Annotated in this window: 11 protein-coding genes and 1 pseudogene; 9 read left to right on the forward strand and 3 right to left on the reverse strand. The window is 65.8% G+C overall.

Annotated features, from left to right (window positions below; all coding sequences use genetic code 11):
• The first annotated feature begins 3 nt into the window (after positions 1-3).
• The 8 genes and pseudogenes from LW840_RS05340 (at position 4) to LW840_RS05375 (ending at position 6,966) form a co-directional block, all read left to right on the forward strand.
• Positions 4-633 carry a NeuD/PglB/VioB family sugar acetyltransferase gene (locus LW840_RS05340; protein WP_291266340.1) on the forward strand — a complete coding sequence of 210 codons (630 nt, stop codon included), beginning with the start codon at positions 4-6 and terminating at the stop codon, positions 631-633.
• A 25-nt stretch (positions 634-658) separates the two neighbouring features.
• Complete coding sequence (locus LW840_RS05345; protein ID WP_291266341.1) at positions 659-1,807, forward strand: Rieske 2Fe-2S domain-containing protein; 1,149 nt, start codon at positions 659-661, stop codon at positions 1,805-1,807.
• Complete coding sequence (locus LW840_RS05350; RefSeq protein ID WP_291276553.1) at positions 1,797-2,417, forward strand: hypothetical protein; 621 nt, start codon at positions 1,797-1,799, stop codon at positions 2,415-2,417. Before LW840_RS05345 ends, LW840_RS05350 begins: the two co-directional genes overlap by 11 nt.
• 110 nt (positions 2,418-2,527) lie before the next feature.
• Entirely contained in the window at positions 2,528-3,643 is a 1,116-nt protein-coding gene (locus LW840_RS05355; RefSeq protein ID WP_291266342.1) for an FkbM family methyltransferase, read from the forward strand.
• Positions 3,644-3,678: 35 nt separating this feature from the next.
• Positions 3,679-4,875, forward strand: a complete 1,197-nt coding sequence (locus tag LW840_RS05360) for a hypothetical protein (RefSeq protein ID WP_291266343.1) — start codon at positions 3,679-3,681, stop codon at positions 4,873-4,875.
• A gap of 70 nt (positions 4,876-4,945) precedes the next feature.
• On the forward strand, positions 4,946-5,233 hold the full coding sequence (locus tag LW840_RS05365; protein WP_291266344.1) for an NAD-dependent epimerase/dehydratase family protein: 288 nt from the start codon (positions 4,946-4,948) through the stop codon (positions 5,231-5,233).
• A gap of 3 nt (positions 5,234-5,236) precedes the next feature.
• Positions 5,237-5,824, forward strand: a pseudogene (locus LW840_RS05370) (sugar phosphate nucleotidyltransferase); the annotation flags it as partial.
• Positions 5,821-6,966 (forward strand): DegT/DnrJ/EryC1/StrS family aminotransferase, encoded by a 1,146-nt coding sequence (locus tag LW840_RS05375; RefSeq protein ID WP_291266345.1) that lies wholly within the window; start codon positions 5,821-5,823, stop codon positions 6,964-6,966. The pseudogene LW840_RS05370 and the gene LW840_RS05375, both read left to right, overlap by 4 nt.
• A 1,058-nt stretch (positions 6,967-8,024) precedes the next feature.
• On the opposite strand, the gene LW840_RS05380 is transcribed toward LW840_RS05375, so the two are convergent.
• Both LW840_RS05380 and LW840_RS05385 read right to left on the reverse strand, forming a co-directional pair.
• Positions 8,025-8,411 carry a DoxX family protein gene (locus tag LW840_RS05380; RefSeq protein ID WP_291262992.1) on the reverse strand — a complete coding sequence of 129 codons (387 nt, stop codon included), beginning with the start codon at positions 8,409-8,411 and terminating at the stop codon, positions 8,025-8,027.
• Entirely contained in the window at positions 8,411-8,938 is a 528-nt protein-coding gene (locus tag LW840_RS05385) for a hypothetical protein (RefSeq protein WP_291268840.1), read from the reverse strand. The genes LW840_RS05380 and LW840_RS05385 overlap by 1 nt, the downstream gene beginning before the upstream one ends.
• A 350-nt stretch (positions 8,939-9,288) precedes the next feature.
• Between LW840_RS05385 and LW840_RS05390 the strand changes: the two genes are divergently transcribed.
• Positions 9,289-10,989, forward strand: a complete 1,701-nt coding sequence (locus LW840_RS05390; RefSeq protein WP_291266347.1) for a hypothetical protein — start codon at positions 9,289-9,291, stop codon at positions 10,987-10,989.
• Between the two features lie 45 nt (positions 10,990-11,034).
• On the opposite strand, the gene LW840_RS05395 is transcribed toward LW840_RS05390, so the two are convergent.
• A partial coding sequence (locus LW840_RS05395; protein ID WP_291276554.1) for a LytTR family DNA-binding domain-containing protein occupies positions 11,035-11,568 on the reverse strand: 534 nt, incomplete at its 5' end.

Below are 11,568 nucleotides of genomic sequence, written 5' to 3' on the forward strand. Positions count from 1 at the left end.
GTGATGACCGAAGTCTGCATCGTTGGGGCCGGTGGATACGGTCGTGTTGCGCTCAGTCAGATGCTTGATGATGCTGCCTACGGCAAGGAATGGCGGATCGCCGGCTTTCTGGACAGTCGTCGCGATGTGCTCGACGGGTATGTCACCGGATGCGAAATCATCGGCGATCCACTGACGTATGTGCCCCGGCGGCAGGACGTCTTCGTGTGCGCCATCGGCCAGCCCTCGTTTCGTCCGACCTATGTGCTGCCCCTGCTGGCCAAGGGTGCACACTTCATCAACATCCTGACGGAAGCGTACATCGCCCGCAACGTCACGATCGGGCAGGGATGCTTCATGGAACGCCGTGTGACCATCGGCCCCGATTGCCGCCTTGGCAACTTCGTGGTGCTGCACTCGCTGTCCGTACTCGGCCACGATGTCGTCGTGGGTGATTATTCGCAGATCAGTTGCTTCTGCTTCGTTGGTGGGGGGGCGGAGATCGGTACGGGCGTGACGGTGTTTCCCCATGCGACCATCCTCCCGGGGCGCAGGATCGGTGATGGGGCAACCATCGGTGCGGGAAGTGTCGTGCTGAACGACGTGCCGCCCGGTGCCACGGTGTTCGGCAATCCCGCCAGGCGAATCTCCTGATCGCAATTCGCGAGGGAACCAGGACATGAAATCTCGGATGGTGCCTCGGCACTACCTGTCGCAGGATGTGTTCGATCGTGAGCAGCGCAAGTTGTTTCGGACGCTCTGGGTGTTTGCCGGTCTGCGCACGATGGTGTCGAAGCCCAATGATTTCCTCACGAGGAAGATCGCCGGCATTCCGATCGTCATCCAGAATTTCGACGGCGCCCTGAGAGCCTTCGAGAACGTGTGCCTGCATCGCGGTGCGCGACTGCAGTGTGATCCGACGGGGAACCGTCCGCTGGTGTGCCCCTATCATTGCTGGAAGTACGACTCGACAGGCGCACCCTCGAAGATTCCGCTCCACGATGAGCTGTATCGCTACCCCGAGCAGGAGCGACAGGGCATGCGACTGCGTCAGTTTGCCCTTCGACCGGTCGGCAACGTCCTGTTCATCAACCTTGCGGACGATCCGCTCCCCATCGAAGAACAGTTCGATGCCGCCTTTCTCGAGCTGCTTGCCTCAAGCTCGAACGCATACGACAGCGAGGTCATGACGACCACGTTCCGTGCGAACTTCAACTGGAAAATCGGCTACGAGAACCTGCGCGATCCCAATCATGTGGGTTTCGTGCACGCGAAGTCTCTGGCCCGTAGCGTGTCATTCGGTACGGCGGTCGACGAACGCCTGAACCACGAGGGGAGTCGCGATCTGCCGCCGGACTTGGATCGGGCGGCCCGCCGTGCCCTGCTTCGGCAATTCAGCGTCGGTGGACCTGAGGGGACCTTCAAAGGGGACGTCCACTACGATTGGCAGGCCAATGTCGAGCGCTGGGGGAATCAGGACGCGTACTTCAACTGGCTGGCGTATCCCAATCTCCATATCTCCACCGGCGATGGCGGCTACTCATTCAGCATCGAGCACCATGTTCCCGTCTCTCCCGGGCGCACCGACATGGAGATCTACTGGATGACCGCCAGGAAGCGGGCCCCGTATGCCTATTCAAGCGCGGTCCTGACGTCGAAGATGCACGGCAGCAAGCTCGTGGTTGGCGAGGACATCCAGATCATGGAAGAGGTGCAAGCCGCATTGCATGCCGATGGACCGGTCGCCCACCAGGGTGACTACGAGGGATTCAACAAACTCGTGGAGCGATGGTATGTCGATATCATCGACACCGACCATGACGTCTAAGGTCGTTGCCGGCGCGGGTGACATGCTCGATCTCGTGGTCCGTGCATGGGCTGCTGCCACCGGTGAGCCGGTGATGGGCGTCGAGATTCCTCAGCGTGCCGATTATGCCTTCGACACCAGCCCACTCGACGCGCATGATCCCGCCACGACTGTCCTCTTCGCTGCTTTTGATGAGCGATTCGGCAACTTCAAGCGAGCCGAGTTGATGCGCGACGCCATGGCCCGTGGCTTCCAGCTCGCCACCATCGCCGCGCCGGGGGCAATCGTTGCGCCGGATGCGAAGGTTGGGCCCAACGTCTTCATCGGTTCAGGTGTCGTGGTGGGCAGCGGGAGCGTCGTCGAGTTCAACAGCGTCGTGCATGCCGGAGCCGTGATCGACCATGGCGTACGCATCAAGGCCTCCTGTTGGATCGATACCGGTGTGACGATCGGGCGCCGGGCGGAGATCGGGGCCCACTGCATCCTCAGAATGGGGGTCGCCGTGGCGCCCGCCGTGAAGATCGGTCGCCTCTGCGATATCGGCGTTCCGGGCCTCTACCGTACCGACGTGGCGGCCAAGACCGTCCATGATCCGCGCTACGAGGAACCGCTGATCGTGTACGGCGGATAGCCAGTGCACAGGTCGCGCGTTCGTCCGTCCTCAGCCCCCACCGCATGTCCGCCACCGGAAGTCTGACCAGAAATCTCGTTGCACGAACGGAGGAGTACCGCCCTGTCGCGGTGCCTGCCGGGCCCGGGGACGTCTACTTCATCGGGTATCCGGGGTGGCTCTTCCGCTTCTTCGCGCCACGGATCTTCCATGCGTTCGGAGGGCGCGTTGCCGGCGTGATCAGCGACACCTTCGTGCGTGATCACTCGCACATGCTGTTGTGGGGGCAGCCATGCCCACTGGTCACCTTGCAGGACGCGCTCCGGCGCGCCGAGAGCGAACCGCTCACGTTCGTCCAGTTTTTCGAGACCCCCGATCAATTCTGGGCGCTCGCGGGCATCGAGCGTTCCGCGAACGTGCAGGTCACTGACTTCCTCGAAGCCCTCGACCGTCTCGGCCTTCCCCACACGTATGTACCGGTGAGGGAGGAACGGGAATGGTGGGCACGTCAGAGTCGCGAGCGGATGGAGTGTGTGGCGGCCCGGTTCACTGATGATCGCTCACGACGGACGCTGGCAGCGAAGTGTGCGGCGCTCGCCACGGGGGATCGCCGCGCGCTGTTTGCCGTCGCGATCGGCACGGAGCACCAGTACTTCAACACGATGAGCTCGCAGTGGAGTCTCACGCCCGGGACTGACGCGATTTACGTGGATGTCGGGGCAGCGGGCGGAGACACGGTCGAGAAGTTCATGTCTGTTGTCGGGGGGCAGTTTCAGGCCATCGAAGCTTTCGAGCCGACCGAGACGCAGTTTGCGGACTTGCAGCGGTTGGCGAGTGCGGATCCCCGCATTCGCGTCCATCAGGCTGCGGTCGGCGAATCATCGGGATCGATCGGGTTCTTCGAGAACACGAACAATCCGTTCGGGAGCAATGCCATTACCCTCGGTGAGACGGACACGCCGAGGCAGGTGTCCTGTGTGCGGCTCGACGATGTGGTCGAGCACTGCACCCTTCTCAAGATGGACGTGGAAGGCTTCGAGTGTCGGGTGCTGCGCGGGGCGGAGCGTCTGATTCGGGCGTCGCGTCCGGACCTTGCCGTGACGTGCTATCACTATCCGCAGGACATGTTCGAGATTCTCGACACCGTGCTCACGATGCACGACTACCGGTACGTGGCGTTGCGCCACTTCGGCCTGAGCCTCTACGACACGACCCTGTTTTTCTCGGATCATCAATCGTTCGCCTAGCGCGATTCCGGGAAGTCACGCCGATCACCGTATCCATGCGTATCGCAATTCTGAACTGGTCCGGAGGTGAGAACGACCCGTTCACGTACTTCAGTCGAGAGTGGCAACAGCGGCTTGCTTCGCTCGGACACGACGTGCACGTGATTCCTCTCGATGTGCAGACCATCCTGGCGGTCGCGGAAATGCATCAGGATGCGCCGATCGACTTGGCGTTCTGCTGGCAGGGAGTGGGAAGTACCCTCGTGCCGGACGGATTCACGCAGACGCTCTGGGAGCTGCTGCGCATTCCGCTCGTGTGTCTGCACGCCGATCATCCGTGCTACAACCCACTCAACCATCAGCAGTCTTCGGCGTTCATCCTGCACCTGTACGGCCCCGCGTCCTTTGCCAATGCCGCGAACCGTCTCATGCAGCGAGAATGGCCGGCAATCGCGGGGATCTACCCCACCCTCTTCGAACTGGCCTCTGAGACGGCTCCGTTCGATGGCGAATGGTTCGTTCTCGCCAAGAATATTCAGGATCCCGAATCGATCCGGCATGAGTGGCGGGCGCGCTGTGATGCCCCGACGGCTGCGCTGCTGAATGGTATTGCGGATGCGATCGATCAGGCATACCGCGATGGCAATGTCATCAACCACCATGATGTCATTTTTGCGTTTGCGCCTGCGCCCCTGCGCGCGCGCATGCTGAGCACTGATCCTGATCCCGAGGCCTCCGACATCATGTGGCGACTGACGCGTGAACTCGATCGCGTGCATCGCAACGTGGCGGCGACGTTCATTCTCGATGCCCTGCCGGAGGTGCCCATCCGCATATACGGTCGGGGCTGGGAGCGGTTCCAGGCACGGGGAAACCCCAATCACGAGTTCTTTGCCGCGGATACCGCCAAGCACTCGGGGTACCAGTACCAGAGTGCGTACGGCATTCTCGACGTCGCGGCATCGAACGACATGTTGCACGATCGAACGTCACGTGCTCTTCAGGCAGGAGCCGGATTCCTGCTCAGTTCCTCCTTTCATCGTGGCACCCCGCTCGAAGCCCCCTTTGGAGACCTGTTCTTCGGCGGCGATCCGGTGGAGCTCGTGCGGAAGGTCGACGTGGTGCGGCGCGATCCTGCCGCGCACCGTGCACGATGTGCCGCTTTTGGGGCGGCGCTCATGGAGCTGTCACTTCCCACCCACGTGTTTCTCGAGCACATCGAGCAGCACATCCAACTGCGGGCGCTGCGTTAGACGTGCCGGCGGACCAACCCACGCAGACCGCCGTCGGCGCACCGAGGTCATGACCGCCAGGGGAGTCCCGATGCTATCACCGCCAGACGTCCCCAACTGCTCCGACAACTACGGTCCGTATCAGTGTCCCGAGAAGCTGATCCCCCTCATGGTCCTCAAGGCCATCGAGGGGAAGCCGCCGCCGGTCTACGGCCGGGGGCAGAACGGGCCCGACTGGTTGTACATGGAAGACCACGTGGACGCGCTGGTGGCCCCCTTCGAGCGCGGCCGCCCCGGCGGCACTTTCCTGATCGGGGCCCGCGCCGGGCGCGGCAACCTATCCGTCGTGCGCGCCATCTGCGATCTTGTGGATGAGTAGCCCGGAGGATCGGGCACTCGGCTGCCCCCCGTGACGCGCGCGATCAGCAAGCACCTCCTGCCGGTCTACCACACGCCGATGATGCGTTATCCCCTATCGGTCCTCTTGCTTGGCCGTGAAGTCATCGGGAACGACCCCGTCGCGCGCGGCCGGGTGCTGCGCCCCGAGGAGAAGCCGGCGGTACCGCGATCGAACTACGCGGTGACCGGCTTGGATTCCTGCGACAACAGCGTGGTGGACCGCGCGGCCGACATCCAACCGTCCGCCCTCGGCGAAGTGGGAATCACCGACCTCACTCGCGTGTACATGGAGCGTGGGGATCTGCGCATGCCGGTCGGGGGACGCGGTATGGCCTGGCTCGACACTGGCACCTCCGACTCACTTTGCGAGGCCGGCTCGTCCGTGGCCACGATCGAACGCCGTCAGGGGCTGAAGATGCGTTGTCCCGAAGAGATCGCCTACCGGCAAGGGTGGATGACCGTCGATCCGTTGCTCGCCTGCGCGGCACCGCTCGAGGCGACCGAATACGGTCGGTATCTCGTGCGACTCGCGCACGGCCCGCTGGCACCGTCGAGCCGCACGGCAAGATGACGCGCCTCACGGTCACGCAACCACTGCTGCCCCCGCTCGAGGAGTTCATTCCGTATCTGCAGCGGATATGGGACAGTCGGATCCTCACGAATGGCGGGCCACTCCATCAGGAGCTCGAAGCTGCGCTGTGTACGTACCTGGGGGTGGCACACCTGTCGCTCTTCACCAACGCCACAACGGCGCTGATGGTGGCTGTCCAGGTCCTCGATCTCGATGGAGAGGTGATCACCACGCCGTTCTCCTTCGTGGCCGGTGCCCACGCCTTGCGGCAGCGGAACCTCGAGCCGGTGTTCGTCGACGTGGAGCCATGCACGCTGAACATCGACCCCCAGCTGATCGAAGCCGCCATCACGCCGCGGACCTCGGCGATCATGGCGGTGCACTGCTACGGGAATCCGTGCGCCATCGACGCCATCCAGGCCATCGCCGATCGGCATCGGCTCAAGGTGCTCTACGATGCCGCGCACGCTTTCGGAGTGCGGATGCAGGGCCGGAGCATTCTCCACGCCGGTGCCCTGTCGGTCCTGAGCTTGCACGCCACGAAGGTGTTCAACACGTTCGAGGGCGGCGCGATCATCGCGCCCGATGCGGCCACGAAGGCGCGCATCGACCAGCTCAAGAACTTCGCCATGAAAAATGAAACGACCATTGAGGAGATCGGGCTCAACGGCAAGATGAGCGAAGTGCATGCCGCGTTCGGTCTGCTGCAGCTACGATACGTCGACGATGCCATCGCACGTCGTGCCGCAGTGGCCCGACGCTACCGCGAAGCGCTGCGCGATGTGCCGGGGATCGAATGTCTGCCCGACGGAGCTCAGGACGCTCCAAACCACTCGTACTTCCCCGTTCGCGTGCAGTCACCCTACCCACTGACCCGTGACGGCCTGTACGAGATGCTGAAGTCGCAGGAGATCCTCGCGCGTCGGTACTTCTATCCGCTGATCACCGACTTCGCCGCCTACCGCGACCTGCCGAGCGCCGACCCGTGCCATCTGCCGGTGGCCGTCGAGGCGGCACGCGAGATTCTGTGCCTACCCATCTACCCGGCGCTTACCGACGACGAGGTGTCACGCGTGATCGATGCCGTCGTGCAACCGCTGCACCGCGTGCCGCACCGCGGTGAGCACGCCAGTCCATTCTGATACATCCTGTTGGCGACGGATGGTCAGGCTGTCGTACCAGAGCGTACGCGTTCCGCTCACGCTCCACCGGAAGTCGGGGGAGAACGGAAGACAGAGCAGGGTCGGGGTCCCAAGGGCACCGGCGAGATGTGCCACGGCGGTGTTGACGGTCACGTACAGGTCGACCGGGATAGGACTTTCAATCGAGGTGGGTCGACTCTCCATCGAGCGTAGAGCGTGATCGCCGACCTTGCCAGCGCCTCCTGACGGGCGGCGGCGTGCCTTTTGTGGACGGGTGCGCGGCGCATGACGTGTCTCGGCTCGGGCGGGCCCGCGTTGATGGGGGGATCCCTCCGCCGAGATGGGGGAGGATCTGGTCGATCACCGACATCTGGGTGATGAAGGCAACGATGCCCATCGCGCCGTAGCAGCACGGGCACGCCAGCGGGTCCACCTCGAAGATCTGCTGAAGGAGGGCCACCGTGGGGCCTTCGCCCAACGGCGATTGGCCTCGGTCGGCGCGAGTCGGGGCTCGGGGACGATGGCGGGCGGCCGTGACGGTTCGGGGGGCGACGCGGGCGATCCCGCCGAGCAGACGGCGCCGATGCAGACAGTCAGCGCGGAGCCGCTTCGGGGGTGTCCCGTCGTCACTACGGATGCGCGCAAACCCGTGGTCGAGCACGCCGCAGGCGAGGAACCTGTCGGCGACTCCGTTGCGCACCATCCACGTGGGGCCCGCCTCACGTGGCTTCTGCTGCGCGGAATCACTGCAAGGCCGGCATTCTACCGCGTCCGCATGCAGCGCAACGCCGCCCGCCGTCGGCGCATCGGAGGGGATGGAGAGCGGAATTTCGATTGGGGGCTCATGTTCGGAGTCGCCTCGTATTGGCGCAATGCCCAGGACGTACTCGGCAGAAGGTCGTTGCTTCGCCCACCCTTCTGGCGCTCGTGACTGCCACCCTGCAGTCACGACGGGCGGTGGGTCGGCGTGCCCATCTGGCTGGCCACGCTCTTCGGCCTTTCCGACATCCTCATCGTCGCGTGTCGATCCAGCATCCCGGGCATGCTGCTGCAGCGCCTCAGGCCCCACGTTCCACGGCGTACCGTCCGCCACCCGTGATCGCCAGCACCACGAAGCCCACCAGATACAGATACGCCAGCTCCCCGCTGTGATCACCCGTGAGCGCCCCACCATGAACGAACACCAGGGCGACGCTCATGGTGGCCGCGGTCGCCGACGCGGCCCAGCGGGTGCGAACGCCGAGGAGTACCAGCATCGGTGCGACGAACTCGGTCAGCACCGCGATGATCAGCGTGGGGGTGGCACCGAGGTGCAGTGGATCCGCGAAGGACACGGGACCTTCGGCGAACAGCGCCTGCGCTTTCCCCCAGCCGTGCAAGGCAATCATCGGGCTCCCCATCAGGACCCGCAGTGCCAGCACCCCCCTGTCGTACGCTGTCGACATCACCGCCCCCACCGCTGTAGCGAGAGGTCGCTGACCCACATCACGCCATGCTCGGTATGGATGGCTGCGCCCACCAGAAGGCGCGCCGTCCCGGTCGGCACGGTCAACCGCAGGCGATGCGTGGCCCACCGGTACGGTCCGGACGACACCGAATCGTAGCTATTCAGGTACGCGAGCCGTTCCTGGCTGTCCGAGACGGCCATCATCCAGATGCCGACTTTCGCCCGACTCGAATCGCGCATGAGATGCGCGCGCAGTTCAACCGATCGTCCGGCAAGCGGAGCGGCCGTGACCCGCTGCACGATGCCTGCGTACGGTGCACTCGAATCATAGGCGACACGAAGCGTCGGACGACCACCGCGGCGGGCGCCTGCGGTCGAATCGAACCGCATGGAGATGGCGCGTCCGTCGGTCTGCCACCCCGACGGCACTGAATCAGAGACGGCCGATGGGGTCAGCCGTTCACCGGTGAGGAGTGGCGTGCGTACGCCACTGCAGGCGACACCGGTGGCGAGCAGAAGGACCACAGGTCGAAGACCGTACATGCGAGGACCGCCGAGGAGTGTGGGGAGGGTACCGGACGCCGATGCGCGACCGACGAGGCCAATGTTCGTGGCCGGTACACGGTGGTCGTGAGGGCATTCGCGCGAAGGGCCGTGGAAGCGGGTCAGCGGCCCGCTGGTTCGACAACCGGTTGCCAGCGGATCGTCGTGGTGCGGTGGTCGACGGTGTCGGCCGCTTGTCGACGTCGTGATCCGCTGGCCGCGTTGCCCTCTCGCTGGCATCGCGTGTGGTGGCACTCTGTCGTGTCACATTGTTCCGCCACCCTTCACGCGACCCAGGGTCCATGTTCATCCAACATCACCGTCCGCATCCCATGCCCGCACCGCATCGCCTCGTCCTGACGCTCCTGCTGGGCGTCGCCCCGGTGCGCCTCGCCGCGCAGGCACACGAGCACGCCGCGTCGGCCGCGCCGGCCGCCTCGCCCGTCACCGCCCCGCGCCCGGCCGCGCCGGCGATCGCGCTCTTCGACAACCTCGGCACGCACGGGCGCCCGCTCGGCGGCGTGTCGGCGGCGGCGCAGCGCTGGTTCGACCAGGGGCTGCGGCTCGCGTGGGCCTTCGGGCACGACGAGGCGGTGATGAGCTTCAAGGAAGGCATCGCGGCCGACTCGACCTGCGCGATGTGCTGGTGGGGCGTGGCGTGGGCGCGCGGACCGTACCTCAACGATCCCGAGTCGGACAGCACGCGTCTCGCGGAGGCGCACGTCGCGATCGGGCGCGCGCAGGCGCTCGCGTCGCGCGCGAAGCCGGCGGATCGCGCGCTCATCGCGGCGATGGCGACGCGCTACGCCGCCGTGCCCGACACGGGGCGGCGTCGGGCGCTCGACACCGCCTACGCGACCGCGATGGCGTCGGTCGCGGCGCGCTTCCCCGCCGACGACGAGGTGCAGGCGCTCCTCGGCGAGGCGCGGCTGATCCTCGCGGGGTGGGACGGCATGTACACGCGCGACAGGCGCCCGCTGCCCGGGGCGGCGGCGGTGCTCGCGCCGTTCGAGACGGTGCTCGCGCGCACCCTGCGCCACCCGGGCGCGTGCCATCTCTACATCCACGCCACCGAGGAGGGCCCGGAGCCCGGCAAGGCCGAGCGCTGTGCCGAGCTCCTCGGCGACGGGATGCCGGGGGCGAGCCACATGCTGCACATGCCGTCACATGTGTATCACCGACTGGGCCGCTGGGGTGATGCGGTGCGGGCCAACCAGCGAGCCATGATGGCCGATCAGCACGGACTGGCAGGCGGTGTCCCCGGTGTGTACCCGCAGCACAACCTGGGCATGCTCGTGGGTGGTGCAGTGATGGATGGACAGGGCGCCGTCGCGCTCGATGCGCTGCGATCGCTGGCTCGGCAGACTCCGTCGTACGATGCCCTGGTGATGGTCGCGCTGGTGCGCTTCGGCCGCTGGAGCGACGTGCGCGCGGTGCGCCCACGTACGGACAGCCCCGTCATCGCGGCGTGGTCGGCGGTCGCGCTCGGTCTTGCCCTGCTCGACTCGGCGCTCACCGGACCGGCGCGTTCACAGCTCGACGTGGTGGACGCTCTACTCGAAGCCGCGCAGCGACGGTCTGCGCTGGCCGCGCGCGACTCCGCAGGCATGGAGCGCGCCGCGTTGGATCGCCATCGCATCACCATCGCCCGGGGGATCCTCGCGGGCGAGCTGGAGGCGGCGCGTGGGCGCATCGACAGCGCGGTCGTCGCGCTGGAGGAGGCGGTCGCCGCCGAGGATTCGCTGCCGTACGAGGAGCACGACCTGTGGCTGCTGCCGCCGCGCCATGTGCTGGCGGGGGTGTTGCTCGATGGTGCCCGCGCCGCCGACGCCGAGCGTGTGCTGCGCGCCGACCTCGCGAAGCGCCCACACAACGGTTGGGCATTGCGCGGGTTGCAGCAGGCGCTCGCGACCCAGGGAAAGGTCGACGAGGCCGCGCGTGTACAGAAGGAATTCGATGTGGCCTGGTCTCGCGCGGATACATGGCTGCCCGGGCCTCGTCTCCGGCCCGGCGCACGGGTGTCCCGCCGCTGATCGTGTCACGTGTGCCTCGGCTGGGGGGACCGTTTCCGCGCGCGCTTACCCCAGCCGTGCCCGCACGCGTGACGCGAACCGGCGGCTCATGACCATCGGCGTCGACTCGCCGCGCAGATGGACGTGGAAGCTGCCGTGACTCCATTCGTCCACGCGCTGCACCTCGTTGAGGTTGACCAGGGCTCCTCGGTGGATCTGCAGAAACTGTTCTTCCGGCAACCGTAGCACCCACTCGCGCAGCGGCTTCCGCACCTGCCAACGCCGCCCGTCGAGGGTGACGACGATCGCGCGATCTCCGTCAGCAAGGACGGCCCGAATCTGCGCCACGGCGAGGAATCCCATGCGTTCGTCGAGACGAAGAAATAGTCGGGCCGTGAGGGCGAGGCGTTCCGGTGGCGAAGCGACGGCGTCCTCATCGGCCGGATCGGGCATGGTTCGGATGTCGAGACCACCGCGACGCGCGAGGTTCGTGAGGGTGCTGGCCAACCGTGCCGGCGCCACGGGCTTGAGCAGATAGTCCAGCGCCTGCACCTCGAAGGCCTGCACCGCGTACGCGTCGAACGCCGTGACGAACACCAC

This window comes from Gemmatimonas sp., from assembly GCF_021298855.1.
Taxonomy (GTDB): Bacteria; Gemmatimonadota; Gemmatimonadetes; order Gemmatimonadales; family Gemmatimonadaceae; genus Gemmatimonas.